The sequence below is a fragment of the Paenibacillus diazotrophicus genome (assembly GCF_042610465.1).
This window is the reverse complement of the sequence record NZ_JBGJZN010000007.1, coordinates 1-26,254: the sequence shown is the minus strand read 5'-3', so window position 1 is coordinate 26,254 and position 26,254 is coordinate 1. Positions and strand designations below refer to the sequence as shown.

Here is a 26,254-nt window from a genome sequence, read left to right as displayed (position 1 = left end):
CGCCTTCCAGCTCCTTGCTCTATTGCATTATACGATTAACTGTATATACATCCTTAACCCGTTTCACCTTATCGACCACAGACTGCAGATGATCCGTATTACGGATCAGAATCGTCATATGAATCATCGCCATTTTGTTCTTGTCGCTGCGTCCGGTGACGGCGGAAATATTCGTCTTGCTCTCCGACACGGCCTGCAGCACTTCATTCAGCAGTCCATTGCGGTCATGTCCGGTAATCTCAATATCCACACTGTAGTTGGCCTCCATGCTGCCTTCCCACTCCACTTCGATAACCCGTGCCGATTCTTCCCCATCCCCTTCGGTGGGAATATTCGGACAGTCCTCACGATGGACGGAAACACCGCGGCCGCGGGTCACATAACCGATAATATCGTCGCCCGGCACCGGATTGCAGCATCGGGCAAAACGAACCAGCAGATTATCAATGCCTTTTACACGCACCCCGTTGGTCGGCTGATTGCGTCTCTCCCCGCTGGACTTGATTTCTTTCATTTCGGAAGTAAGCTCCAGATGACCGGCCGCTTCTTCCTGTTCCTTGCGTAGCTTCTCTGTAAGCTTGGAAGCGATTTGGGCAGCGGTAATGCCGCCAAAACCCACGGCTGAGAGCATATCCTCCACATCATTGAACGCGAACTTCTTAGACACTTCCGACAATTTGTCTTCTGTCAGCCAATCTGACACTTCTACGTTCAGACGCTTCAGTTCACGCTCAATGGCTTCCCGTCCCTTTTCAACGTTCTCCTCGCGTTTCTCTTTCTTGAACCACTGCTTGATCTTACTGCGGGCATGGGAGGACTGGGCAATTTTGAGCCAATCACGGCTTGGGCCGTAAGAGTTCTTCGAAGTTAGAATCTCCACGATATCCCCGGTCTTCAGCTTATGATCCAGCGGTACAATACGCCCGTTCACCTTTGAGCCGATCGTCCGGTTCCCAACCTCTGTATGAATCCGGAAGGCAAAGTCGAGCGGCACAGAACCTGCTGGAAGCTCCACAACCTCACCCTTAGGAGTGAACACAAATACAAGATCCGAGAAAAAGTCCATCTTCAACGATTCTACGAACTCTTCTGCATCTTTAGCCTCATGCTGGAGTTCCAGAATCTCACGGAAAAATGGCATCCGGTTCTCCGGATTGACATTATTACTGCTGCCTTCTTTGTAAGCCCAGTGGGCCGCAATCCCGAACTCGGCTGTACGGTGCATCTCCCACGTGCGGATTTGCACTTCAGTCGGTTCTCCGCCCGGACCCACCACGGTAGTGTGCAGCGATTGGTACATGTTCGCTTTGGGCATAGCAATATAATCCTTGAAACGGCCAGGCATCGGCTTCCAAAGAGTATGAATAATGCCGAGTGTGGCATAACAATCCTTAATATTGTCGACGATAATGCGGATGGCAAGCAAGTCATAAATTTCGTTGAACTGCTTGTTCTTCGTATTCATCTTGTTATACACACTGTAAATATGCTTGGGACGGCCCGAAAGATCTCCTTCGATGCCCATTTCATCCAGTTTGGAACGGATTCGGCCGATAACGTTGTCGATGAACTGTTCCCGTTCCGCACGTTTCTTATGGACCAGGTTGGCAATACGGTAATACTGCTGCGGGTTTAAATAACGGAGAGCAATATCCTCCATCTCCCATTTGATCGCGGAAATCCCCAACCGGTCCGCAATGGGACAAAAAATCTCCAGCGTTTCGTAAGAAATACGGCGCTGGCTTTCTTCTGACTGGTACTTAAGAGTGCGCATATTATGCAGACGGTCTGCCAGCTTGATCACAATGACCCGGATATCCTGAGCCATGGCGATGAACATCTTGCGGTAGTTCTCGTTCTGCTGCTCCTCCTTGGAGCGGAAGCGAATCCGTTCCAGTTTGGTTAATCCGTCCACTAGCATCGCGCAGGTATCGCCAAACTTCTCGCGGATCTGCTCCAGCGAAACCGTAGTATCTTCTACAACATCATGCAACAGCGCTGCAATTATGGAGATAACATCCATTTGCATATTGACGACAATATCTGCGACCGCGAGCGGATGCAGAATGTATGGCTCCCCCGATTTCCGAACCTGCCCGTAATGAGCCTGATCGGCAAATTCATAAGCTTCCCGGATGCGGAGAAGATCTTTTTCTTTTATATAGGCGCCGGCCTTTTCGGTTAATTGCTCTATGCCCATTCTCGTCGTATCCGTTTCCTTTCTATAATAAAATGAACCCGCAAGCGTTGCAGAATTTGCAGGTTCCATATGTTTCGAATCTGCGCTACCCGCAGTGTAAAGTTGTCTATAATTATGACGCTTGCGATGGATTACGTCAACACTTGCCACAGCATGGCATACGGGCAAGGTATTGTGTCGAGAATAGACAATTTCGTGGCACTTGCAAAAATGTTGTTGTAAAAAGACGCCGTTCTATTTAATCTAGTAAAGGCGGTTTTTTGGAACCTCACATAAAATAGACATGAAAGAGAAGTGAATACCATTGCAACGCGAAATTCAAGTTAATCAAAAGCTCCCATGGGGTCCTGGTTTTCTGCTGAGTCTTCAACATTTGTTCGCTATGTTCGGCAGTACGGTGCTTGTCCCTAACCTGTTCGGAGTCGACCCCGGCATGATCCTGCTGATGAACGGTATCGGCACACTGCTGTACATTCTGATCTGCCGCGGCAAAATCCCTGCATACCTCGGCTCAAGCTTTGCCTTTATCTCCCCGGTGCTCAGCGTACTGGACAAACATAAGGGAGATCATATGCATGGATATTCGCTTGCACTGGGTGCTTTTATCGTAACTGGCGTGATCTTCATCCTTGTCGCATTGATTGTCCGTTATGCCGGAACCGGTTGGATTGATGTTGTGTTTCCTCCGGCGGTTATGGGCGCTATCGTAGCGACCATCGGACTGGAACTGGTACCCGTTGCGGCACGCATGGCTGGACTGATTGCTCCCGAAGGTGTAAGTGTGGCCGACTGGACTCCCGATACCAAAGCAATCACCCTTTCTATGGTAACACTGGGCGTAACTGTCATTGGCGCAGTGCTCTTCCGTGGTTTCCCCAAAATCATTCATATCCTCATCGGTATCGTAACCGGTTATGTTCTGGCTTATATTATGCAAGTGGTAAATACAGACGCGATCTCGAGCGCGCACTTCTTTTCCCATCCCACCATTATTACCCCATCCTTCGACTGGCAGGTCATCCTGACCATTATCCCGGTATCGCTTGTAGTCATTGTAGAACACATTGGCCACTTGCTCGTTACCAGCAACATTGTCGGCAAAGACCTGACCAAGGACCCCGGACTGGACCGCTCGCTGATGGGCAACGGGATTTCCACTATTCTTTCCGGATTCTTCGGTTCTACCCCAAACACCACTTACGGTGAAAATATCGGTGTTATGGCGCTGACCAAAGTATATTCGGTCTATGTGATCGGTGGTGCAGCAGTGATAGCGATCCTGCTCTCGTTCTCCGGAACTTTCTCCTCTATTATTGCCAATATTCCGCAGCCTGTTATGGGTGGTGTCTCCCTGCTGCTGTTCGGTGTCATTGCGGCTTCCGGTCTGCGTATCTTTGTTGAGCAAAAGGTTGATTTCTCCAAAGCAACCAACATGATTCTGGCAACTTTGGTTCTTGTAGTCGGCATTAGCGGTATCTCGCTTAAACTTGGCGGTGTAGAGCTTAAAGGTATGGCGCTTGCAACCATTGTAGGCATGGTTCTGTCCCTGCTGTTCAAAGTAATTGAAGTACTTGGCTTATCGAATGAGCAGGACAGCGACAAAACTGCACATTAATAGGCACTTAATAAACGGGATATATGCTGTATATAAAAGCGGACTACTGTCATAATCGACAGCAGTCCGCTTTTTATTTCCCGGGAAAAGTCACCAGGGTTAAATTAATCTTCGTAAGTAAGCAGCGAATGAATCTCAATACCGGAAAGCTTATTCCGTCCGGCAAGCTGTGTCAATTCGATCAGGAAGGCCGCTCCGACCACTTTGCCGCCCAACTGCTCGATCAAATTGACCGAAGTGGCGATAGTGCCACCCGTTGCCAGCAAATCATCTGCAATAAGAACGTTCTGTCCAGGTTTGACCGCATCCGTGTGAACGGCAAGCGTATCTTTTCCGTATTCCAGATCGTAACCCACCTCAATTGTGTCGTACGGAAGCTTGCCGCTCTTGCGGATCGGCACAAAACCGACCCCGAGTGCATAGGCCAGGGGGGCGCCTACCACAAATCCGCGTGCCTCCGGGCCGGCAATTACGTCGATCTGCAGATGCGATACCAGAGCCTTCAGCTCATCAATCGCCCGGCGGTAAGCCTCACCATCCTTAAGCAGGGTAGTAATATCTTTGAAGCTGATGCCCGGCTGCGGGAAATCCGGAATCACACGAATACTGTCTTTTAAATTCACACTATCATCTCCTAAAAGTTTGTGAGCGTTACCTCACTGAATTAACTTCGAACAAACTCGCTACGAAAGCATATACAAAGTTTTGTTAGCCTAGCTTCAGCGCGTGCGAAACTCGCTCCAGAAGCATATGCTTAGTTTGTGGGCGTTACCTCACTGAATTAACTTCGAACCAACTCGCTCCGAAAAGCATTTATTTATCCCACCCGGAAACCATCCAGCCGGCGGGACAAGATCCACTCCTGCAGCTCGCTGCGGCTGCTTTCCATGAAATAACGTTCTAGCTCCGCCGTTTGTTCCAGTCTCACAAAATGCTGCGAAGCAGTAAGGCTCTTAGCAGCGGGCTGTGTAACAAAGGTAACTGTCCCCTTGGTACGCTCAATAAAATCGAGCTCCTCGAATACGTCGAGCATTTTGGCAAGCATGCGCATCCCCATGGATGACTGCCTGGTGAGCCTCAGCAGCAGTTCATGCTCGGGTATTGGAGCTGCTGCCAGCGCAGCCAATGATTTATACAGCACTTTGAAGTGGTCTCTTGTCGGCACCTGAAGCCGGTCCCGGCCATCCCTGATCGAATGCAGCAAGGCAATGTTATCTGCATGCGGGAATGCAGCAAGGAGCGCATCCAGCTGTTCCGGGGTCTCCGGCATATCGAGCAGACAGAGTAAGGATATCTGTGTGCCTTCTGAATCTGCCGGTTCAAGCAGAACCGGTGATATGCCAGCGTCTTCATCATATACCCATAGGGACATGCCTTGAAGAGCACTCATAGGCGACAAGCGGCTGTTCTGGAATACAGCAGCTGTTCTGAGCGGCTCTACACCACAATAAGGCTGCAACAGCTCTGTAAGCTGTGCGGCTTGTTTCACCGCATCGGCGGCACCGCGGAGGTCAAATAGCTGCGGACTCTCCACCGCCAGATCCTGCAGCATAAGCTGTGGTTTACGAGAGCCATTCCATTCGTTGACCGACAGCTCGGCCAGAATATTGATCAGTGTTCCGCCCGGGAGTAATTCAGCAAGCCCTCCTTTGCCAAAGGCCACCACTTCAATAGTATGACTGCCCTGCTGTAGAACAATCTTCAAGTGTTTGCCATCCTGACCCATCTTACGGGTTTCTTTCACAGCAGCACCACGAACGATGAATTTGGGCACCGGGTTAGCCATTCCAAATGGAGCCAGCTTGTCCAGTTCGAGCGCAGCCTGCAGCGACAAATCAGCAATCACTGTCTCTGCATCCGCAGCAGTCACCGGCAGAAGATGCTCCGGCTTCAGTACCTTCGAAGCATAATCATTTAAAGCCGCCGCAAAATCTATCAATTTGTCCTGATGCAGGCTCATCCCGGCCGCAGCTGGATGTCCGCCGAAATGATCCATTAGGTCTGCACAGGAGGATAAAGCTTCGTAGATATCCAAACCGGGAATTGAACGGGCTGAACCCTTGCACATGCCTGTCTCGGGATGAATGTCCAGAATAATCACAGGACGATAGTACCGTTCCAACAGCTTGGAGGCAACTATTCCTACTACTCCGACATTCCATCCTTGATGGGCTAGCACAACAATATCAGGAAGCTTGTCCTTCTGAATCTGGAGTTCCAGCATGGCAGTGGCTTCGGCCGCTATTCTCTCGACAACCAACTGGCGTTCCTTATTCAACAGATCCAGTTCACCGGCAAGCTGCTCAGCCTCATCCATGTGCTCCGTAGTCAGCAAAGTAACAGCACGTCCAGCATGGTCCAGCCGTCCACTGGCATTGATCCGGGGTGCCATTCCAAAAGCAATGTTCACTGCACTTACGGTATCTATCGTTATTCCGCTTACTCCAAGCAGGGCTCGTATGCCCGGGAATGGCGAGTTCCTCATACTGGAGAGGCCTTTGCGAACAATGCTGCGGTTCTCGTCCAGAAGTGGCATCAGATCAGCAACAGTCCCAATTGCAGCGATCTCACTCCATTCTTCAGGAACCCCATCACCAAGCAGTGCCTGTGCCAGCTTGTACGCCACCCCTACACCCGCTAATCCTTTGAACGGATAAGGACAATCGGGCAGCTTGGGATTAATCAGAGCATAAGCTTCAGGCAAAAGCTCCGGTGGTTCATGATGATCCGTAACGATCACATCCATCCCAAGCCCGCTGGCGTATGCAATTTGATGATAGGCACTGATACCAGTATCTACCGTGATGACAAGCGATACACCTTGCTGCTTTGCCCAGTCCAGCGCATGATTGTGCAGTCCGTAGCCTTCATTTGCGCGGTGTGGAATATAAATATCAAAAGAAGCGCCCAGGTAGCGCAGCAGATAGATCATCAGCGCAGTACTGGACACTCCGTCCGCATCATAGTCGCCATATACAAGGATATGCTCTTCTTCCTGTAAAGCCTTTCTAATCCGGGGTACCGCTTCGGTCATCCCCTTAAGCAGAAAGGGATCATACCCTTCCTGATCTCCGCCTTCCATGAACATAAGCGCCTTGTCCGGCGTGTTCAGGCCTCGCTTCACAAGTAACGATGACAGGAGCGGAGAAACTGAAAGGCTCCGGGCCAATTCCCGAACTTCATCAGGATCGGCTGCCGGAGATTGCCATCTTGTTTTTGAATGAAGCAATAGATTTCACCTTTCTCTCCCTTAGCGGCTATTGAAGCAACGTTGGGATTTCATTGTCCACAAGCTCGTGGTTGCTTTTGTAAGGATAACCCGGATCATACGGTACAACATCCATGTGAACCTCGCCTACATGCACAAAACGGTGCTGTAAAAGCTTTCTGGCGCATTCCGAAATATCCTGGGCTTCCATAACCGTGATACGCGGATTCACGCTTATTTTCACCTGTAGATTAACATAACGTCCTTGCTCCAGTGCCTGCAAATATTCTACCCGGATCACACCATGCACCCGCTGGACAGTTTCAATAAAGTTGGCTGCTTCTTCAGAAGGCAGCTCCTGAAGTTTATTACCGTACACAGAAGCAGTGATGAGCGAATAACCTTTGCGGATGATGAGGCAACCGGTTAATAGCGCAGCAATTGGGTCCATATATAACAGAGGATGCCAGTTTAACGATCCTCCGGCCATAGCCAGGGAAATCCCGATTACTACAGTAATTGAAGTATATAGACTGAAACGGTGGTTATCTGCATATGCAGCATGACTGCCATCGCCCTTTTTTTTGAAATAACGGTACTGATACTGAAAAATGGCCTCTTTCACAACAATAGAGATGAATACGGCAACAATTGCCGCTTGCTCTGGTGCAGACAAATGTCCTCTCGTCAAATCACGAATCGCTGAGAAGACTATTTGAAGCCCCCCCATTAGAATAAGTACTGAAAAAAGAATAGCTATAATCGGTCCCTTATGGTTCTCTTGATTTCGCTGGGTTGATCTATTCTTCTGATCTCGCTCTGTCCGCCACGGAAGCGGAAGAATCTCTGCCAGCTTGGCGGCCGCATCAGATCCTGAATATAAGGCATCACCAATTAATGCCTTACTGCCCGAGACATAACCAATAGTCCCTTTGGCTACAGCCAATGCAAGATCACCTGCAACTCCGGTCCAGACTACTCTATCATTTGGTGGTGATTGTTTGTCATACATTCCGAGTTCCTCCTTGCCACTAGCAAGTAATCTCATGATGACTGCTTGGCCAGACATTCCACTCCAAAGATTTCGAAAAGCCGCGTCGTCTTTGACGCGGCTTTTCGGGTGTAACTGGCTTTAGGCTTTGGCCGGATTGCTCTTTACGGCCGTCTTCTGACGCTTCTTCAACAGCAACCAGAGCGGACTTGCGATAAAGATAGATGAATACGCTCCGGAAAGCAAACCGATAACCATCGCAAGAGAGAACATTTTGATCGACTCTCCCCCAAGAATAAGCAGGAAGAATGCGGCAATAAACACCGTAAATGCTGTATAAAGGGACCGCAGAAGAGTCTGGGACACACTTTTGTTAACCAACAGTTTAAGATCCTCATAGGTTTTCTGCTTGCCGAACCGCAGATTCTCACGAATACGGTCAAAGATAACGATCGTATCATTGATGGAATAACCTATAATCGTCAAGACAGCGACTATAAAAGTCAAATCGACCTCCAGACGGAAAATGGAGAAGACGGATACGACGATAAACGCATCATGGATGAGCGCTACAATCGCAGCCAAGGCAAACCGCCATTCAAAGCGGATACTTACGTAAATGATAATCCCGAGACAGGAGAGAAGCACAGAATAGATGGCATTACGCGCCAGTTCTTTGGCCATTTCCGTATCTACAGTATTGACCTCGAAGGAGGCTTTATCATCCAGCTTGGTAATCGAAGCTTTCAGTGCCTGATCCTGAGTGTTGTCAAGTTCCTTATCATAACGGATATTTACACGTTTCTCACCCAATGTGATTGTCGGCTCACTCGAGATCCCAAGACCATCCAGAGCAGGTTTAAGCTGTTCCAGGGTGATATTCTTCGACAACGCCACATCCACATTAGAGCCCGCTTTGAAGTCAACACTATAGTTCAAGCCCATAGTTGCCAGAAAGATTAGACCTGCTATCGTAATGGCAATGGAAAAAATATAGAAAAATTTGCTCAGGTGTACAAAATCAAGCTCTTTTTTAAAGCGCACTTATGTCACTCTCCTTTACCCCAAATTGCTTCGGCTTTTTCAGCGCACCGGCTTTAACGAGCACGGTAAGCAGCCAATGGGCAAAATAAAGGTTCGTTGCGATACTAAGCACAATTTCCACAATCAGGATCAGTGCAAAACCTTTAACCGCACCGGTACCAAAAGCGAACATTACAGCCGCTACAATGATAGTGGTTACGTTCGCGTCCATTACTGTACGGAAAGAAGTTTTGTTCCCTGCTTTGACAGAAGACAGTATGCTCTTGCCGCTGCGCATTTCTTCCCTTATCCGTTCATTGGTAATGATATTGGCATCAACCGCCATCCCTATACCGAGAATAAATGCGGCAATACCAGGGAGAGTCAAGGTAAAGTCGGCAATGACAAACACCGCAATCAGCAGCCAGGTATGAAGGATCAGCGCGAAGCTGGCAAGAGCACCCGGCAGGCGGTACATGCCGATCATGAAGATCAGAATAATTACAGAACCCACAAGACCAGCTTTGATGGTCTGATCCAGTGACTGTTTACCCAATGTTGCGCCTACGCTTTGGGAATATTTCTCGGTCAGTTTCAATGGCAGCGCACCGAGGTTGATGGTATCAGCCAATTCACGGGCCTGATCCAGCGTATAATTCCCGGAGATTGAAGCATTGCCATCAGAGATCTCTGTATTGACATTGGGATCTGAGAGCATTCTATCATCAAGATAGATTACAAGTTTCTGTCCCACCAGACGTTTGGTAATCTCAGCAAATTTGGACTTATCTTTGACCTTGATGCTGATTTCCGGCCGGTTCAGATTATCGCGTTGAACATCTGCCGCACCTTCTACAAAATCACTACCTACAAGCTCAATCTTGCTGTAGGTTCCGGCAGCATCGCCTGGAGCGGCACTACGGAAAGTAAGAACAGCAGGTTCTTTCATTTTCTTGCGGACTTCGGCCTCATCGGTAACGCCCGCAATCTTCAGACGGATGCGGTCCGTTCCTTCGGTAGTAACCTCAGGCTCGCTTGTTCCAAGCGCGTTCGCCCGTTTTTCCAGGCTTTCCGCAGTCTTTTGGAGTGAAGCACGGGTTAATTCAGCGCCCGCCTCCATCGGCTCGGCGTGATACAGGATCTCGAAGCCGCCTTTCAGGTCAAGACCCAGACGGACCTTGTCCAGCAGCCCGGGAGTGGTAAACACCATGACTCCTGTCAATACGAGCACGGTAATAATAAAGCTCAACATTCTCTTCATGCTCTTGCTAGTTCCCCTTTCATTACTCAATATTCCTATTATAGCCACGTGCGAAATCACCGTCAATTCAGGAAGGAATGACGTTACATTTTTCACACAAAGAAACGGCCGGCTCTGCTCAAGCGGCAAGCCATCCGTTTTTGATAGGAAATGGTGAATTACTCTTCTCTTACTTTAACGCTTCCTGAACCCGTTTGCAAAAGCAAATCGTTCCTTTTATGCGTTCAAACCGCGATAAGCGGCAATAGTCAGATAGTTCATATAACTATTGGCCTTGAGTGAATAGATATCATTCACCAGCTTATGCAGGGCAGGCCTGCCTTCCTTGGCGTAATTGCGGCTAACGCAATCCCAAATATCCTTGCCCGTTACATATTCATAGCCGAGGAGCCGAAATTCCTCCGCTTTACTGCGGCACATGGCTTCGAATTCATCACTAAGCTGTTCGTAATTCCATTGTTCCGATTCCACGTGTTGACACCTCCAAAGATCGCTCGCTTATGCATGTTCACAGTATGTATTCGACTATACTTCCCGGTTTCCTTCTTCCTGCTGAAAAGTTGTCACAACTAAAGCTTGTCATCGAAAGGACCCTCAGCCGCATATCAATGTATGAGAGACTACTTTGGGAAGAAGGAGTGCCCTTTGAGGAAACAGAGCTTTATACAAGGAACCTTGATATTGCTGGCCGCAGGCATCATTAACCGGATGCTCGGTTTTATTCCGCGGATTATTTTACCGCGTGTGATCGGCGCCGAGGGCGTAGGTCTCTATCAGCTTGGTTATCCGTTTTTCATTGTGCTGGTTACCATTATCACCGGAGGAATCCCGCTGGCAATTGCCAAAATGGTCGCTGAAGCCGAAGGAGAGGGGCGCCCGGAGGAATCCAAGAGGATTTTGCATACCGGACTTTCTCTTAGTCTGGGACTTGGTGTCTTTTTTACACTGCTTTCCCTTTTCGGCGCCTCATGGGTTTCGAGTGTAGTTCTGACGGACAACCGTGTCTATTACACCTTCATAAGTATGACACCCATGATCGCCATTGTTGCCGTGTCCGCAATTTATAGAGGCTACTTTCAAGGCAGGCAGAACATGATTCCCTCGGCACTGTCTTCTGTACTGGAATCGGTGATTCGAATTGTATTTATGTTATGGTTCTCCTGGCTGCTGCTTCCGAGGGGAATCGCCTATGCCGCTGCCGGAGCGATGTTGGGGGTAACCGTCGGAGAAGTCGTCGGAATGCTGGCGCTTCTATGGCAATATTATTTTATCGTAAAAAAGGACAAGAAGACAGGTTTATCCCTCACTTCAGATTCTTCTGAACCTGCACCAGGAAAGGCGCTTCACTCCATTTCTTCCAACAGGGATCTCTCCATATTGAAGCGGTTGATCCGGATTTCTGTTCCTGTCACTGCGGGACGTCTTGTGGGTTCATTCTCTTACTTGCTGGAATCCATTATCACTGCGCGCAGCCTCGCGTTCGCTGGAATTGCTACCGCTGCGGCCACCGCTCAATACGGCTCCCTCCAGGGGATGGTTATTCCCTTGCTGCTTCTGCCTGGGGTGCTCAGCTCCTCACTCGCTGTGTCTCTCGTCCCCTCTTTATCAGAGGCTGCGGCGCGACATGATCTGCCCACGATCCACAAACGAATGCATCAGGCGCTACGCCTAGCCATGGTAACCGGTGCACCGTTTGCTGCCGTTATGTACATTTTTGCTGTACCGCTCTGTACATTAATGTACGGCAATGCCGATACGGCCCCGATGCTGCGGATGATGGCCCCTTTCGCTTTGTTTCTATATGTCCAAGCACCGCTTCAGGCGGCTCTCCAGGCGATGGAACGGCCGGGTAGAGCTTTGGTCAATACCCTGATTGGCGCGGTCATCAAAATCTTGCTGATTCTCGGCCTGGCTTCACAACCAGAGTACGGCATCTATGGAGCGATTATCGCCATTATTGTCAACAGCATTCTGGTGACTCTTCTGCACGGAATCAGCGTGATCAGGCTGGTATCGCTATCGCTGAGATTGGCCGATCCGCTCAAAACATTTGCCGCAATGATCATTATGGCAGCAGGTATGTCATATATCTATACCTCCGTCCCAATTGCTTCCGTTCAGTGGGTACAATTTTTGTTAGCCTCATGCAGTGGAATGGCGATCTACTTTGGAATCTGCCTTCTGTCAGGCTTAATCTCTGTCCATGATCTGGACCGGGTGCCTTTTTTTAAAAAATGGCGCTGAACAGCATTCAATGGTTATGCAGACGATCTACATATACTCTGCCTTTATGGTCAATGGAGCATAGGAATACATCCCGAAAATCCGAGACACCCTTTTGCCGAATTTGGGTTCTGAGCCAGAATCTCGTCTTTCCGATCATTTCCAAATTCTGGTCCTGTACCTTACCATCCATGATAAGTGGAATCGGCAGTCCTTCATATCTGATTTTATGGCTTGGCAGCTTCACACGGTCTGAACTATTCCCTTCAGAATTCCCGTTAGGCTGTCCCGATTCTGCTGCAGTACTGCTATTACCACTTTGATTAGTGGAAGATATGCCTTTGTTTTTTTCGATAACGGTCAGTTGGCCGCTCGTTTCCAGAATCGCAAATTCTACATCTGCCGGGCTGTCGATATTCTGACCTCTCAACTGAAGCATCAGATCGTCAATGTTATACCGCTGCTTACGCATCTCTCCTCGGTGCAGCTTACCGTCCGAAATCAGAATGCTTGGCTTGCCGTCGATCAGCAGTCGCAGCTTTCTACTCTTCAGGCTAAGCTGTGCGACGAGGATCTGAATAAGCACCAGCGTTGCCATCGGCACCAGACCGTCATAAATTGGCCGTTCTATATCTTCAATTGAAAAAACCGCTATCTCGGCAATCATGATGGAGATCGTCAGATCAAATACCGAGAGCTTACCGATTTCCCTTTTACCCATAATCCGCATGCACAGGAAAATGAAGATATACATCAGCACAGTCAGGAATATATGGGCAGAAATATGCTGGAACATATTCTCTTCGCTCCCCTTCCATTGACCCCCCGCTTTTGTTGGGAGAGGGCACATTTATGTACCCCTATTCTGGCCTCTCAGCCGAGGGAACATTCGGAAGACGGGTTATTAATTAATGGTAAAAAGACGTCATGACTATTCTTGTACTATTGGGGCAAGCCTCCCCATACAATAGTTAGTAATTAACCTTGCGCATTGTATCGTACAAAAAACTTAGCATATGCTTCCCGGGGCAGTTTTTTTCGTAGCTAAACTCGTGGGGTATCGCTCAAAAAACATTTAGGAGGTTGTACCATGTATTTAATACGGCGCCTGTTCTCGTGGAGAATATCGAGTCCTGTATTATCCGGTTTGTGCCGCTCCTTCTTATGGATGCTGCTGGGAGCGGTTGTCCTCTCCCTGTTCCTGTGGGGTAGCGGACTCGAAGAACAGGATCTTACCATGTACACCTATATTGTACATGGCATTGCTGCCGCCTTCGGTGGATTGACCGCAGGCCGGAGATCATCGAGCAGGGGCTGGTATCACGGGGGAATGACGGGGGCTTTCTACGGAATAATTGTATTACTGATTGGTTTTTTGGCATTGGATAGTGCACCTGCCGGCATAGACTGTTTATGGATACTTGCTGCTTCAGGCATCGCAGCATTCGGTGGAATGTTTGGGGTTAATTTACATAAATCCTAAATAATTTAATTTCTCAAAAAATCGAATCCGACTCCTTAAAATATGGTAAACTGATTTTATATGACTTCATGCAGGATCAAGGAGGCTTCGATTGTTTTGCTTTACCAATCCATGAATTATGTAGTGCTGTACACGGTTGTAATTGTTGCTGTATTGATGTGGCTTAGTACCCTTCGCAATCCGCTGCTGGCTTTTGTTGAGATCGGAAAAGAACTTCTGCGCTCTTACAAATTCCTGCTGCTGGTTGTGGGTATGTTCGGTGTGCTGGCTCTGAATAAATACGAACTCCAGATTGAGAGGAAGCTGAATCTCACATCGGATTACACCTCATTCGTTTTTGGGCTTGAAGGCCATTTTGTAAGGAATTTGCAGCATCTATTTTTCACTCCCTGGCTGACACCGATTATTGTATTCTTTTATATTTTCATGCTTCAGTCTGTGCTGGCCGCTTCACTCGGCGTCTATCTGCTGGATAAAAACCGTGTGATGCTGTATGCGACCTGCTATACGATTATTCTGAATTATGCGGTCGCCATTCCGTTTTATCTTTACTTCCCGGTGAATGAGGTCTGGTCCTATGTCCCGGCGGGTGTCCGGTTTACCATGCTGGATGTATTTCCGAGGTTTGAGCAGGAATACAGACCACTTTCAGGGCTGAACAATTGTTTTCCAAGCTTGCACACGGCAATTTCTGTATCAACAGCACTGCTCGCTTACCGTTCCGGCAATCGGCGCTGGATGGTGATTACCACTGTGTCAGCGGTCATCATTGTATTCGGCATATTCTATCTGGGTATTCACTGGCTGACCGACATGATGGGCGGCACTCTGCTTGCCATTCTATCAACTACGGTAGCTGTCCAACTCGCCAAGCTGACCTTGCGCAGCGGAGAAGCCAAACTCGCTGTCCGCAGCCGTGCAACTGAAATCAACTAATATAACCAAAGTCTACAGCATTAAAAAAGCGGCGTCCCCATAAGAAGAGGACGCCGCTTTTATGTAATTTACTATTTACTCTTTGTCTTCTACTTCGACAACAGAGTGACTGATGGAGCCCCGGTCAAAGGTCAGCTTGGTTACATCATTTACCCGCAAGACCACAATATCATCGGAAATTTCCATAATCGTGCCGTGAAGTCCGCCAATAGTCACTACCTTATCGCCTTTTTTCAAGGATTTTAACATTCCGTTGCGAGCTTTGGTCTTCTTCTGCTGTGGACGAATCAACAAGAAGTAGAATACTACAAACATAAGCACAAATGGGCCTACTAGACCCAGGATGCTACCGCCCCCTGAAGCTGCTGCAAAATGAAATTGCTGTACCATATTTCTCCCCCCTTTCCAAAAACACTAAAGCACAATCCAGCTGTAACCGTACTAGAAGCCTTTCAGATTATCATATAATCCGTATTGTGCAAAAAACTCATCGCGAAAATCAAGCAGCCGATCTTCCCTGATGGCTTCACGCACTTTACGCATCAAATCCAGCAGGAAATGCAAATTATGGTATGTCGTTAACCGCAAACCGAAGGTTTCATCGGCTTTGATCAAATGGCGCAAATAAGCACGGGAATAATTCCGGCAGGTATAGCAGTCGCATTCCGGATCGAGCGGCCCGAAATCACGTGCATACTGTGCATTGCGCACTACGAGTCTTCCTTGACTGGTCATCGTCGTTCCATTGCGGGCAATACGCGTAGGCAGGACACAGTCAAACATGTCCACTCCGCGGATTGACCCTTCCAAAAGCGCATCCGGTGATCCCACGCCCATCAAATAACGCGGTTTTCCTTGTGGCAGCAGCGGAACCGTATAATCCAGTACTTCATACATAAGCTGCTTGGACTCTCCGACGCTGAGTCCTCCAATAGCATACCCCGGGAAATCCATGGAAGTCAAATCAGCCGCGCTCTGGCGCCGCAAATCCTCATGCATACCTCCTTGAACGATGGCAAACAGCCCTTGGTCTTCAGGACGGGCATGGCTTTTAAGGCATCTTTCGGCCCAGCGTGAAGTACGTTCAAGTGACTTTTTAACGTAATCATATTCTGCCGGATACGGCGGACACTCATCAAAAGCCATCATAATATCGGAACCCAGGGCATTCTGGATCTCCATCGCTACTTCCGGCGAGAGGAACTTCTTGTCCCCGTTCAGGTGGGAACGGAAATGCACGCCTTCCTCAGTGATTTTACGCATATCACTCAGTGAGAAGACTTGAAAACCTCCGCTGTCCGTCAGAATCGGCCGGTCCCAGTTCATGAATTTATGCAGGCCGCCGGCTTCGCGGATAATATCATGTCCAGGGCGCAGAAACAGATGATATGTGTTGCTCAGAATGATGTGAGCGTCCATTTGCTTCAGCTCTTCTGGGCTCATTGTTTTGACCGTAGCGAGCGTACCCACAGGCATAAAGGCTGGAGTCTCAATTACACCATGAGGTGTATGCACCCGGCCGAGCCGCGCACCCGATTGTTTGCAGGTCTTAATGTGTTCATAAGTTATTGCTGCCATATACTTAACCCTTCCTCTTGCTTAATAAATAAACATTGCATCGCCAAAACTGAAGAATCTGTACTGCTGTTCTATTGCAGCTTCATAGGCGGCAAGGATATTCTCCCGTCCAGCCAGCGCGCTAACCAGCATCACCAGTGTAGACTTAGGCAGATGAAAATTAGTAATCAGTGCATTTACCACGGTAAAGGTATAGCCGGGATAGATGAAAATATCCGTCCAGCCGCTGCACTCTTCTATTGGGCCGCCTTGGGATTGTCTCCCCACCGTTTCTAGTGTTCTGCAGGACGTTGTGCCAACAGCTATGATTCGTCCATTCCGGGCTTTTGCAGCATTAAGTACATCTGCTGTCTCCTTGGACAGAACAAAGTACTCAGCATGCATTACATGCTCCTCAACCTTCTCTACAGACATAGGACGGAAGGTTCCAAGTCCTACATGAAGCGTAATATAGGCAATTGTGACGCCTTTAGCTTTGATTTGCTCCAGCAGCTCCCGGGTGAAGTGCAAGCCCGCAGTCGGAGCGGCCGCAGAACCTTCATGTTTGGCATACACTGTCTGGTAACGCTCGCGGTCATCCAGCGTCTCCTTGATATAGGGTGGAAGCGGCATGCTTCCCAACCTGTCCAGAATCTCCTGAAAAATCCCTGTATAGATGAAACGGAGCGTCCGGCCCCCCATATCAGCCTCGTCTTCAATAACTGCACGAAGCTCCTCACTGAAAATAATCACTGCTCCGGTCTTCAGCTTCTTGCCGGGCTTCACCAGCGCTTCCCAGCGGTCTTCACCGAGATTCTTCAGCAGTAGAACCTCCGCCTTCGCACCCGTGTCTTCTTTTATGCCGAAGAGCCGTGCGGGAATCACTCGTGTATCATTCAGAACCAGTGTGTCACCGGGCTGGAATTGGTCCAGTATATCCGTAAAATGCTTATGCTGCAGTTGTCCATTGTCCTTATTCACGAGCAGGAGCCGTGATGCGCTGCGGTCAGGCAGCGGAGTCTGGGCTATGAGTTCTTCCGGCAAATGAAAATCATAATCGTCTACATTCATGGTCAGTCTTCATTCCTTAACTATAGTAACGTTATTAAAATAGTGTTGCAATATTTGTGTGTAATCATACCCCTTGTCAGCCATGCCCTTAATTCCCCATTGGGACATACCGAGCCCATGGCCATTTCCCCAGCCGATAAAATAAAAGCCGGAACTGTTCGTGACTGCCCTGGACGATGTATCTGCACCCATGACAACTGTACCGCTGCCTTTCACCGTCACGATGCCGGATGCGGACAGCACTCCAGTGCTCTGCGAGCTGTTAACAGTCCCCTTAGAGCCGTCAGCGCCTAATACAGTATAACTGCCGGCAGGTACAATATCAAACAATGTGCTGGGCAACCCGCCCAGTGCTGAGCGGAACAAATCAGGATATTTCACCTGCAGAATCCCACCATTAGCTTTCACTTGAGTTACTCTTCCAGATGGCCCGCGTTGTGCAACCTCCAGAGTGGCGATAGTCGACGGCAGGGAACTGCTAACCTTTCCTGTTAGACTCTTGAGCAGTTCCGCTGAGCTGTAAGGCCCTTTAATCCAGGTGTAGCTTCCATTCTCGTAGAACTGATCCAGAACTACAGCATTTTCACCGGGATTCAGCTTGCCTATGGGACTGACACTGCTCTCAATGACAGGTAACGGACGGATATTCACATCACTGGTGCTCGCTGTGGCCGTATCAAGACCAGCCGCAGTTTTACTGCCAGTCAATTTGATATTGTCCTCCCGGGCATAACCCGAGACCCCGCTGTCAAGCAGCAGGTAATACCACTTCTTCGATGTAGCAACTGCGGCGGAATCCTCAGCACTGGCTACACTGACAAAAGCATTGCCTCCGTTGCCCCATACCTCCGACGGGTCAGCTGTCACACCACCGCTATTGGAGGAGAATACGGCTTCAACAACTTTGCCTCCGCTCATCAACACTTCACCGGCGGTAGCATCCACTGCCTTGGTTATCACCGGTGCTTCAGCGCCGATACCGTTGTAGACTTGGCTGAGTGTAGTATCTACCACATTGGCTACATCAAAGCGGTTGCCCTGCGCCAGTGCATAACTACGTGCTGCTACGGCCTGTGCCTTAAGCGCCTCCTGCGGCCAACCCGAAGATACCTCTCCGCCAACGACTGCGTACAAATACTGCTCCAGTGGAACTTCGTTTATTACAGCCAAAGATCCGCCGAGTCCGCTAAGCTCCAGATTACCGCGATAAATACGTTTGGATCGTTCAAGCAGCTGAATGCCTGCAGAATTCCCAGACACCACAAACTTGGCTCCTGTGCCAGATACCTGATAGTGAAACGCTTGGCTCTCACTGCTCCAGTCCATTCCCGCATCCGTGCGGATCATCATTCCCGGCATGGCAGTTGCCCCTTCGGATATAGCAAGCTGCGGGAGCGCGATCGTTACAGCTGTACGCAGAGCAGCAAGCTCACCGTCGCTCGCCGCTTCCCCCACCCACACTTCCACTTGTGTACTGCCGTCAGTTCCACTCACCAGCGTCTTCCAGGCATCAAACCCGGCAGCTGTGATCGTATTCATGACAGCATCCGCTTCCTGCAGGGAAGGAAAGGTACCGGCAGACAAATGTTTGCTTCCCGTCAAAGCCGGAACCTGCCCCTGAGGCAAGGCTAGGCCTGCTTTGCCGATCCGGTTCAAGCCTTCCTTAGCCGCATTTTCACTCGTATAAGGACCTGTATACAACTGATAGACAGGTGCCCCATTCCGTGAAGCTACAAAGAGCAGCGGTTTATCGGAGGTTGATTGAAGTCTTTTGGCAGCTTCTGCGGCTGCCTGCCATGTGGGGCTGTCCATTACCTTGACCTTATACCCGTCGAGGCTGATACGGATTTTGTTATTCGCCGGAATGGGCAGCAGCTTAGCACTACCGGACATCAGGCTGAAGTCCATCGTTGAACTCAACGTCACGAAAGGGACGGTAGATTTATATTTGCTGCCAATATCGGCATACAGCGCAACCCGGATAGTTGCGTTTGAATCGGCGTAACTGTCAGCGGCAGGAACAAGAAGGCCGCCTGCAATAAGAACACCTGCAAGCAAGGTTACTCCTGTCTTTTTCCACTTGGCAAGCTTCATCTAGATGCCTCCTAAAAATAATAATGATAGCAGAACAACGATTATTTCGGCTGTGGAGGTATCGGGAGACCCAAATGCTGATAACCAGCAGGGGTCACGACCCTCCCCCGCGGCGTCCGCTGCAAAAAGCCAATCTGCAGCAGATAAGGCTCATATACATCCTCTATGGTCTGACTCTCTTCTCCAATCGTTGCAGCTATGGTGTCCAGACCTACAGGCCCGCCCCGGAAAGAACTGATCATGGAATGAAGCATCTTGTGATCAATGCTGTCCAGTCCGCGCGGGTCCACCTGGAGCATCTTCAGCGACTCTGCTGCAATCTCCGGTGTGATAATTCCATCGCCGCGCACCTGTGCAAAGTCGCGGACCCGCTTCAGCAGGCGATTCGCGATACGTGGAGTTCCCCGGGCACGCAAAGCGATCTCTTCAGCAGCATCACCGAGAATCTCAATGCCAAGAAGCTCTGCATTACGAGAAACAATGAAGCTCAGTTCCTCAATATTATAATACTCCAACCGGCTAACAACACCGAATCGGTCCCGCAGAGGTGCAGACAACAGCCCGGCACGGGTTGTTGCTCCGATAAGCGTAAAGGGCGGCAGGTCCAGACGCACCGAGCGGGCGCTTGGCCCTTTACCAATCATGATGTCCAGCGCGAAATCCTCCATCGCCGGGTACATGACCTCCTCAACCGTACGGTGAAGCCGGTGGATCTCGTCAATGAACAGCACATCCCCCTGCTGAAGATTGGTCAGCAGCGCAGCCAGATCTCCAGGCCGTTCAATGGCTGGCCCGGAGGTTGTACGCAGATTGACACCCAGCTCGTTGGCGATAATATTCGCGAGAGTTGTTTTACCAAGTCCTGGCGGGCCATAGAGCAACACATGGTCAAGTGCCTCATTCCGCATTTTGGCAGCTTCTATATATATTTTCAGATTTTCTTTTACCTGATTCTGTCCGATATATTCCCCCAGATAACGGGGGCGCAGACTTAACTCCACCGCCTGCTCATCCATCATCAGGTTAGCCGATATAATCCGGTCATCCATCTATCTATCACTCCGTTCTGTCAAACACCCTATTTGGCTATAAACAGCAGCCCCAGCGCCTTCTTCATCAGCACATCAACAGCTCCAGTATCTGTGCCTTCTTTCTTCATAGTAAGCCATACACGGTCCAGTTCAGCGTCAGTATAGCCGAGGGCCTTCAGCCCGTCCCGTGCTTCCTCCCAAGGCAGCGCTTCTGCTGCAGCCTGTGCTTCAGCGGCTACGGCGAACAGTCCGGTCTGCATAGATGCTCCGCTCAGGCCGTCCAGCTTGTCGCGGAGATCCAGAATCATCCGCTGGGCCGTTTTCTTGCCGATTCCAGGGAGCTTGGTCAGGAAGGTAATATTCTCCTGATAAATCGCTGAGATTAGCTGGTCAGGTGTTCCTCCGGTCAGAATACCCAGTGCTACCCGCGGGCCAATACCCGATACTTCAATCAGTTTACGGAACAGCTTCTGCTCTTCCCTTGTTGCGAATCCGAACAATAGGGTCGCATCCTCACGGGTCTGGTAATGAATATAGACAGTCACAGGTCCCTCTGATTTGGCAAAAGCATATGGATTCGGACAGAACACCCGGTATCCTACGCCTTGAACGTCCATAACAATATATTCTGACTCCAAATGTACAACCGGTCCTCTTAAGTAATCTATCATTTTCGCAATACCTCATTTAATTTGGAATTTAGACTTACGGAATGGGCATGGCATACCGCAACCGCCAGAGCATCCGCCACATCATCAGGCTTAGGTACAGCCGATAGCTTCAGCAGCAGCTTAACCATTTCTTGTACCTGCTTCTTCTCCGCCTTGCCATAGCCAACCACAGCCTGCTTCACCATCATTGGTGTATACTCTGCAACGGGAAGTCCAGCCTGGACAGCAGCCAGGATAACCACGCCTCTAGCCTGTGCTACTGGAAGCGCTGTGGTTACATTGCGGCTAAAGAATAGTTTTTCTACAGCAACCGTATCCGGCTTGTATTTATCAATCAGCTGTACCATTCCTTCGTAGACATGCAGCAGACGTTCCTCTTCCGGTGTATGCGCCTCGGTCTGAATACACCCGTACTGAACCGGAGTTAATTTATTTCCTACTTTATCTACAAAGCCAAAGCCGACAATTGCCAGCCCCGGGTCAATTCCCAAGATGCGCAAATCCAATCTCTCCTCTTAATCAGACAGAATATTCCTACTGTTTCATCCATTTCTCCGCCGTGAAGCGAACATATGTATTCCTTCTAATCATTATAGCAAAATCTATCTTCCCGGAGTATAAAAGTTTCTGGTCTACCGAGAATAGGAACTTTGGTCCCAGCGTATCGCCAAAACACAAAAAGGCCGCTCTGGCTGTAGCACATCAGCACAGAAGCTGCCTTGGTTTCGTATAAGTTAATCCTCACTTTGCATAACCTGTTCTGACGAGTCCCTTGCATAATCACTGAAAGTGGACAGAACGCTATTGTATTCTTCAACATCCTGTACACGGATACCCTCATGCAGCTGATTCAGAATATCCTCCGGCAACGAGGACTTCATAGAGCCCATATCCATTTGAAAAAAAGTTTTCAGCACCTTCTCATCCGTTGGTGGACCTTTGAAGAGATTCAGATTCCCATACTCATCCATCCCGATAAAAGCATCTTTCTTGATTTGGGGTGACAAATCATTGACACTGTGTTTGATCCACAAATCACCATCTGCGCTAATCCAGCCTTTCCAGTCTGGGTGTGCAGCAATGACCTCTTTGAGTTGTTCAATCGATTTCTTCTCCGGAAGAGTCAAAGTCTCATCACCGGAAATATATGTGGTTATTAAGTGGACCGTTCGGCGAAACGGCTCTGCACTTACCGCCCTGAGCAACTGCTTATGATCAAGCACAACTGCCTCTTCACTGCTGTTGTCATCAGTATGGCTGTATACTGCGGCTGCAGCTGACACACTTCCTCCAAGATGGCCGGTTTGCACCTGATGACTTAGCCCGCTAAGATTGTCTGGTACAGTCCATGCTGAATCACGCAGCAGGCTGCTGAGTTCCTCCGGGACCTGCATACCGCGCCAGGCCAGCATCGTTAAGACGATACAAGCCGCTCCTACCCAGGGGGCCTTTTTCCAACGTCTCCATCGCCGCCACAATTGTTTCTTTAAGCGAAAAGCATTCACGTGGATCCCTTCATTCTGCTTTTTCCCTATTGTGACCTGTGGAGGGAACATTTATGCGCAGGAGCAGAAAATTTGCAGTATATCCCGGATTTCATTCCCTATGGCCAACCAGACTTAATAGCTCGAACAGCCGCAATAAAGTGGCGACAATTTCTAATTAACTTCCTATTCACCATAGAAATAGCAGTTTTTTCTATCACCCAAATGCTCTAATATATATAATAATACATTCATACTTATCTTTCTGCGTCATCATTTGCTATACTCTATATTAGTGAAAAAAGTTAAAAACTAAAACAAAGGGGTAATCCTTGATGATCATTCAGCCAAAAACCCGCGGATTCATTTGCACAACCGCCCATCCGGTAGGGTGCTCCAAACAAATACAAGAACAAATTGATTATGTAAAATCACAAAAGAAGTTAACCGGACCCGTGAACGTGCTCGTTATCGGTGCCTCTACCGGATACGGTTTGGCTTCGCGGATTGCTGCCGCTTTTGGAGCTGGAGCCAATACGATCGGTGTGTTCTTTGACAAAGCTGCTGAAGGTGTCCGTACAGCTTCTGCAGGCTGGTATAATTCCGCCGCTTTTGAACAGGCAGCTGCAGAGCAAGGCCTCAAATCCCACAGCATCGTTGGGGATGCCTTCTCTGATGCTATCAAAACCAAAACCATTGATCTTATCAAGGCTGAGTATGGCACGGTGGATCTTGTAGTGTATAGTGTTGCTTCTCCGCGTCGTACCCATCCTGTAACGGGTGAAACCTTCTCCTCCGTGATTAAACCGGTAGGCACTGCTTATACCAACAAAACCATGAACTTCCATACCGGAGAGGTTTCTACGGTTACCATTGAGACCGCGACAGACGAAGAAGTCCGCCAGACAATCGCTGTTATGGGCGGGGATGATTGGGGAATGTGGATTGACCAGCTGCAGGAAGCCGGAGTACTGGCAGATGGGGCAACCACAGTAGCCTATTCTTACATTGGACCAAAGATTACCCATCCGATCTACCGGGACGGAACGATTGGACAGGCCAAAAATGATCTGGAGCAGACTGCTATCGCGCTGAATCAGAAGCTGTCTGCAAGAGGCGGACGTGCTTTTGTATCGGTTAACAAAGCGCTTGTCACACAGTCTAGCTCGGCCATTCCCGTTGTTCCGTTGTACATTTCAGCACTGTACAGAGTGATGAAGGAAAAAGATCTGCATGAAAATTGCATCCAGCAAATGTACCGTTTATTCGCAGAGCATCTTTACAATGGCGGTAAAGCTGCTGCAGACGGCAGCCACCTGATTCGTATTGATGATTGGGAAATGCGCGAGGATGTACAAATCGAGGTTATGAGACGCTGGAATGAGCTTGAAACGGATAATGTTCCTGAACTGGCAGACCTTGAAGGTTATCGTGAAGATTTCTTCCACCTTTTTGGCTTCCAGACTGAAGGTGTGGACTACGAGGCCGATACCGATCCTTCGATAGAGATCCCCAACCAGGTTTAAAGATTGTTGAAATATCGCTCTTCAATTGACGAAGAAGCCGCTTCCTGTAGTTCGGGAGGCGGCTTTTCGCATTTACACTTTTATCACCTGCATTTCAAAACTTTTATATCTCTTCATTTACATGCTTGGGCACCTATTCAGCAGGGCATTATAACTTTCCATGAATTCAAGCTGCTCATGCTCTCCAAATAGTTTTTTATTTTCGTGGTATTATGGCTTGGATTTAGGCAGATCTATGTAATCTCATAAAATACAAATGTAATGATCTTATCGTACAGCAGATTAGTTTTGTCAGCCAACGGTAATGCCTTCATGACAAGCCCGGCCTCATCACAGTTCAAGCTTCAGTGGAGCATATTCAAGCAGGTTGCCAGTCCTCAATAGAACTTTACCAGGTGACTGACAGATAATAAAAATAGCCTTGTAAACCGCCAAAAGCGATTAACAAGGCTATTGAGTTATACCGGCGAGAGGACTCGAACCTCCACGGTTTCCCACTCGATTTTGAGTCGAGCGCGTCTGCCATTCCGCCACGCCGGCGTATTATTGTTTATAAGTAGAAATGGCGCGCCCTGAGAGATTCGAACTCCCGACCTTTTGATTCGTAGTCAAACGCTCTATCCAGCTGAGCTAAGGGCGCAAATTATGGAGCGGACGACGGGAATCGAACCCGCGACCCTCGCCTTGGCAAGGCGATGCTCTACCGCTGAGCCACGTCCGCACACGGTATGTATATCATTTATAACTTAAGTAAATATTGATGGCGGAACCGACGGGATTCGAACCCGCGATCTCCTGCGTGACAGGCAGGCATGTTAGGCCAACTACACCACGGTTCCAAATTAATTGCGGGGGCAGGATTTGAACCTGCGGCCTTCGGGTTATGAGCCCGACGAGCTACCGGGCTGCTCCACCCCGCGTCAGTAATAAATGTTCTATTCATTGAAAGAAGCAACTTAATGATCTTAACACATTCTGGCCCTAAATGCAAACCTTATTAATACCATTGGTCTAAGAACTCATAAGCAATAAAAGAAATTGGTGACTCGTATGGGATTCGAACCCATGTTACCTCCGTGAAAGGGAGGTGTCTTAACCCCTTGACCAACGAGCCTCATACACTTTAATAATCTTTCGACAACAAAAAATATTATATCAACATTTTGAGATTATAGCAACATAAATATTTCATTTCAGTGTCCACGGTTCCTTGGCAAAAGTGTGATACCTAACTGTAGTGCAATACTCTCTGCCACATCTTCTACGGACAGCAGTTCTGTGTCCAAATGATAGTGGAACACCTCATCTTTCAAGCCCTCAACGCATCGTTCAATCTGCTTGGCAGACCATGAGTCCTCTCCCTCTCCACGGCTGCGTAATCTTGTTAAAAGCGTTTCACGGGAAGCACATAAGGTAAATTGAGTAACCAGTATCCTCTCATCCCTTAGTCTGCCTGTAATCTCCATAAAATAGGTTGGATCAGCAATTGTCATTGGTACAATAACCGTACCAGCGTACTCAGTGTCTATATACTTCAACATTAGATAATTAATATCTCTCCATAGAAAATAATCCTGAAAATCTAATTTTGATATAACTGGCGGTATGTTATCTCTAATATAGAAACCTGTATTTTCAGGGTCAAAAACAAAAGATTGTGGTAGCCTGCGATGCAGTTCATAAGCAACTTGTATTTTACCGGAACCAAACGCACCATTCACCCAAATGATCATAAGAGCACCCCTAAGATATCACATTGCTTAATATATACAAAAAAGCCACTGTCGATTGCTCGACAATGGCTTTCAGTGCTTGGCGGCGTCCTACTCTCCCAGGACCCTTCGGTCCAAGTACCATCGGCGCTGGAGGGCTTAACGGTC

22 protein-coding genes and 6 tRNA genes are annotated in these 26,254 nt (G+C 48.7%); 5 read left to right on the top strand and 23 right to left on the bottom strand.

Translation table 11 applies throughout. From position 1 onward, the window contains the following. Positions 1-19: 19 nt before the first annotated feature. On the bottom strand, positions 20-2,200 hold the full coding sequence (locus ACAN54_RS22850; protein WP_379161581.1) for a RelA/SpoT family protein: 2,181 nt from the start codon (positions 2,198-2,200) through the stop codon (positions 20-22). 304 nt (positions 2,201-2,504) lie between these two features. On the opposite strand from ACAN54_RS22850, the gene uraA reads away from it, so the two are divergent. Beyond that, positions 2,505-3,815, top strand: coding sequence for a uracil permease (uraA, locus tag ACAN54_RS22845; protein WP_379160982.1), 1,311 nt, complete (start codon positions 2,505-2,507; stop codon positions 3,813-3,815). A 104-nt stretch (positions 3,816-3,919) separates the two neighbouring features. Here the strand turns inward: uraA and ACAN54_RS22840 are convergent, their stop codons facing one another. From ACAN54_RS22840 to ACAN54_RS22815, 6 genes are all read right to left on the bottom strand, one after another. After that, on the bottom strand, positions 3,920-4,438 hold the full coding sequence (locus ACAN54_RS22840) for an adenine phosphoribosyltransferase (protein ID WP_379160980.1): 519 nt from the start codon (positions 4,436-4,438) through the stop codon (positions 3,920-3,922). Positions 4,439-4,632: 194 nt separating this feature from the next. Next, on the bottom strand, positions 4,633-7,044 hold the full coding sequence (gene recJ, locus ACAN54_RS22835) for a single-stranded-DNA-specific exonuclease RecJ (protein ID WP_379160978.1): 2,412 nt from the start codon (positions 7,042-7,044) through the stop codon (positions 4,633-4,635). A gap of 28 nt (positions 7,045-7,072) precedes the next feature. Beyond that, positions 7,073-8,035 (bottom strand): cation diffusion facilitator family transporter, encoded by a 963-nt coding sequence (locus ACAN54_RS22830; RefSeq protein ID WP_379160976.1) that lies wholly within the window; start codon positions 8,033-8,035, stop codon positions 7,073-7,075. 120 nt (positions 8,036-8,155) lie between these two features. Then, positions 8,156-9,058, bottom strand: coding sequence for a protein translocase subunit SecF (gene secF / locus ACAN54_RS22825; protein WP_379160974.1), 903 nt, complete (start codon positions 9,056-9,058; stop codon positions 8,156-8,158). Next, entirely contained in the window at positions 9,048-10,298 is a 1,251-nt protein-coding gene (gene secD, locus ACAN54_RS22820; protein WP_379160972.1) for a protein translocase subunit SecD, read from the bottom strand. Before secD ends, secF begins: the two co-directional genes overlap by 11 nt. Before the next feature lie 216 nt (positions 10,299-10,514). Then, positions 10,515-10,769, bottom strand: a complete 255-nt coding sequence (locus ACAN54_RS22815) for a post-transcriptional regulator (RefSeq protein WP_379160970.1) — start codon at positions 10,767-10,769, stop codon at positions 10,515-10,517. A 174-nt stretch (positions 10,770-10,943) separates the two neighbouring features. On the opposite strand from ACAN54_RS22815, the gene spoVB reads away from it, so the two are divergent. After that, complete coding sequence (gene spoVB, locus ACAN54_RS22810) at positions 10,944-12,542, top strand: stage V sporulation protein B (protein WP_379160968.1); 1,599 nt, start codon at positions 10,944-10,946, stop codon at positions 12,540-12,542. Between the two features lie 7 nt (positions 12,543-12,549). Here the strand turns inward: spoVB and ACAN54_RS22805 are convergent, their stop codons facing one another. Beyond that, positions 12,550-13,317 carry a YetF domain-containing protein gene (locus ACAN54_RS22805; RefSeq protein WP_379160966.1) on the bottom strand — a complete coding sequence of 256 codons (768 nt, stop codon included), beginning with the start codon at positions 13,315-13,317 and terminating at the stop codon, positions 12,550-12,552. Positions 13,318-13,611: 294 nt separating this feature from the next. Here ACAN54_RS22805 and ACAN54_RS22800 point away from each other — a divergent pair, with 294 nt between their 5' ends. Together ACAN54_RS22800 and ACAN54_RS22795 are read left to right on the top strand one after the other, a co-directional pair. Further along, entirely contained in the window at positions 13,612-14,004 is a 393-nt protein-coding gene (locus ACAN54_RS22800) for a TIGR04086 family membrane protein (RefSeq protein WP_379160964.1), read from the top strand. 96 nt (positions 14,005-14,100) lie between these two features. Next, on the top strand, positions 14,101-14,940 hold the full coding sequence (locus ACAN54_RS22795) for a phosphatase PAP2 family protein (protein WP_379160962.1): 840 nt from the start codon (positions 14,101-14,103) through the stop codon (positions 14,938-14,940). A gap of 75 nt (positions 14,941-15,015) precedes the next feature. On the opposite strand, the gene yajC is transcribed toward ACAN54_RS22795, so the two are convergent. The 8 genes from yajC to ACAN54_RS22755 all read right to left on the bottom strand — a co-directional run bounded on the left by yajC (position 15,016) and on the right by ACAN54_RS22755 (position 22,776). Continuing rightward, positions 15,016-15,330 (bottom strand): preprotein translocase subunit YajC, encoded by a 315-nt coding sequence (yajC, locus tag ACAN54_RS22790; protein WP_074112186.1) that lies wholly within the window; start codon positions 15,328-15,330, stop codon positions 15,016-15,018. A gap of 51 nt (positions 15,331-15,381) precedes the next feature. Next, entirely contained in the window at positions 15,382-16,518 is a 1,137-nt protein-coding gene (tgt, locus tag ACAN54_RS22785) for a tRNA guanosine(34) transglycosylase Tgt (protein ID WP_379160959.1), read from the bottom strand. 21 nt (positions 16,519-16,539) lie between these two features. Further along, positions 16,540-17,568: a tRNA preQ1(34) S-adenosylmethionine ribosyltransferase-isomerase QueA gene (gene queA / locus ACAN54_RS22780; RefSeq protein WP_379160957.1), complete on the bottom strand. Its 1,029-nt coding sequence runs from the start codon at positions 17,566-17,568 to the stop codon at positions 16,540-16,542. Between the two features lie 9 nt (positions 17,569-17,577). Then, the gene (locus ACAN54_RS22775) at positions 17,578-19,662 is read right to left on the bottom strand and encodes a SpoIID/LytB domain-containing protein (RefSeq protein ID WP_379160955.1); all 2,085 of its coding nucleotides are present in this window, start codon (positions 19,660-19,662) and stop codon (positions 17,578-17,580) included. 41 nt (positions 19,663-19,703) lie between these two features. Further along, positions 19,704-20,711 (bottom strand): Holliday junction branch migration DNA helicase RuvB, encoded by a 1,008-nt coding sequence (ruvB, locus tag ACAN54_RS22770; RefSeq protein WP_379160953.1) that lies wholly within the window; start codon positions 20,709-20,711, stop codon positions 19,704-19,706. A gap of 29 nt (positions 20,712-20,740) precedes the next feature. Beyond that, a complete protein-coding gene (gene ruvA, locus ACAN54_RS22765) occupies positions 20,741-21,364 on the bottom strand; it encodes a Holliday junction branch migration protein RuvA (RefSeq protein ID WP_379160951.1) in 624 nt (207 codons plus the stop codon). After that, entirely contained in the window at positions 21,361-21,864 is a 504-nt protein-coding gene (gene ruvC, locus ACAN54_RS22760; protein ID WP_379160948.1) for a crossover junction endodeoxyribonuclease RuvC, read from the bottom strand. Before ruvC ends, ruvA begins: the two co-directional genes overlap by 4 nt. Positions 21,865-22,098: 234 nt before the next feature. After that, a complete protein-coding gene (locus ACAN54_RS22755; protein ID WP_379160946.1) occupies positions 22,099-22,776 on the bottom strand; it encodes a BofC C-terminal domain-containing protein in 678 nt (225 codons plus the stop codon). Positions 22,777-23,183: 407 nt separating this feature from the next. Here ACAN54_RS22755 and fabV point away from each other — a divergent pair, with 407 nt between their 5' ends. After that, the gene (fabV, locus tag ACAN54_RS22750; RefSeq protein WP_379160944.1) at positions 23,184-24,374 is read left to right on the top strand and encodes an enoyl-ACP reductase FabV; all 1,191 of its coding nucleotides are present in this window, start codon (positions 23,184-23,186) and stop codon (positions 24,372-24,374) included. 461 nt (positions 24,375-24,835) lie between these two features. On the opposite strand, the gene ACAN54_RS22745 is transcribed toward fabV, so the two are convergent. From ACAN54_RS22745 to ACAN54_RS22715, 7 genes are all read right to left on the bottom strand, one after another. After that, positions 24,836-24,914: transfer RNA gene (locus ACAN54_RS22745), tRNA-Leu, on the bottom strand. Positions 24,915-24,937: 23 nt separating this feature from the next. Then, a tRNA-Arg gene (locus tag ACAN54_RS22740) sits at positions 24,938-25,014 on the bottom strand. Positions 25,015-25,020: 6 nt separating this feature from the next. Beyond that, a tRNA-Gly gene (locus tag ACAN54_RS22735) sits at positions 25,021-25,095 on the bottom strand. Between the two features lie 40 nt (positions 25,096-25,135). Continuing rightward, positions 25,136-25,213: transfer RNA gene (locus tag ACAN54_RS22730), tRNA-Asp, on the bottom strand. Positions 25,214-25,220: 7 nt separating this feature from the next. Then, a tRNA-Met gene (locus ACAN54_RS22725) sits at positions 25,221-25,294 on the bottom strand. A gap of 119 nt (positions 25,295-25,413) precedes the next feature. Then, positions 25,414-25,488: transfer RNA gene (locus ACAN54_RS22720), tRNA-Glu, on the bottom strand. 79 nt (positions 25,489-25,567) lie between these two features. Beyond that, entirely contained in the window at positions 25,568-26,107 is a 540-nt protein-coding gene (locus ACAN54_RS22715; protein WP_379160942.1) for a DEAD/DEAH box helicase family protein, read from the bottom strand. Positions 26,108-26,254: the final 147 nt, after the last annotated feature.

Excerpts from the sequence above, each read along its gene's own strand:
- ACAN54_RS22775 (WP_379160955.1), bottom strand. The coding sequence starts at position 19,662 with ATGAAGCTTGCCAAGTGGAAAAAGACAGGAGTAACCTTGCTTGCAGGT.
- ruvA (WP_379160951.1), bottom strand. The coding sequence starts at position 21,364 with ATGATAGATTACTTAAGAGGACCGGTTGTACATTTGGAGTCAGAATAT.
- ACAN54_RS22805 (WP_379160966.1), bottom strand. The coding sequence starts at position 13,317 with ATGTTCCAGCATATTTCTGCCCATATATTCCTGACTGTGCTGATGTAT.
- secD (WP_379160972.1), bottom strand. The coding sequence starts at position 10,298 with ATGAAGAGAATGTTGAGCTTTATTATTACCGTGCTCGTATTGACAGGA.
- ACAN54_RS22830 (WP_379160976.1), bottom strand. The coding sequence starts at position 8,035 with ATGTATGACAAACAATCACCACCAAATGATAGAGTAGTCTGGACCGGA.
- fabV (WP_379160944.1), top strand. The coding sequence starts at position 23,184 with ATGATCATTCAGCCAAAAACCCGCGGATTCATTTGCACAACCGCCCAT.
- ACAN54_RS22715 (WP_379160942.1), bottom strand. The coding sequence starts at position 26,107 with ATGATCATTTGGGTGAATGGTGCGTTTGGTTCCGGTAAAATACAAGTT.
- ACAN54_RS22850 (WP_379161581.1), bottom strand. The coding sequence starts at position 2,200 with ATGGGCATAGAGCAATTAACCGAAAAGGCCGGCGCCTATATAAAAGAA.
- ACAN54_RS22800 (WP_379160964.1), top strand. The coding sequence starts at position 13,612 with ATGTATTTAATACGGCGCCTGTTCTCGTGGAGAATATCGAGTCCTGTA.
- ruvB (WP_379160953.1), bottom strand. The coding sequence starts at position 20,711 with ATGGATGACCGGATTATATCGGCTAACCTGATGATGGATGAGCAGGCG.
- tgt (WP_379160959.1), bottom strand. The coding sequence starts at position 16,518 with ATGGCAGCAATAACTTATGAACACATTAAGACCTGCAAACAATCGGGT.
- queA (WP_379160957.1), bottom strand. The coding sequence starts at position 17,568 with ATGAATGTAGACGATTATGATTTTCATTTGCCGGAAGAACTCATAGCC.
- ACAN54_RS22755 (WP_379160946.1), bottom strand. The coding sequence starts at position 22,776 with ATGCTGGCCTGGCGCGGTATGCAGGTCCCGGAGGAACTCAGCAGCCTG.
- yajC (WP_074112186.1), bottom strand. The coding sequence starts at position 15,330 with ATGGTACAGCAATTTCATTTTGCAGCAGCTTCAGGGGGCGGTAGCATC.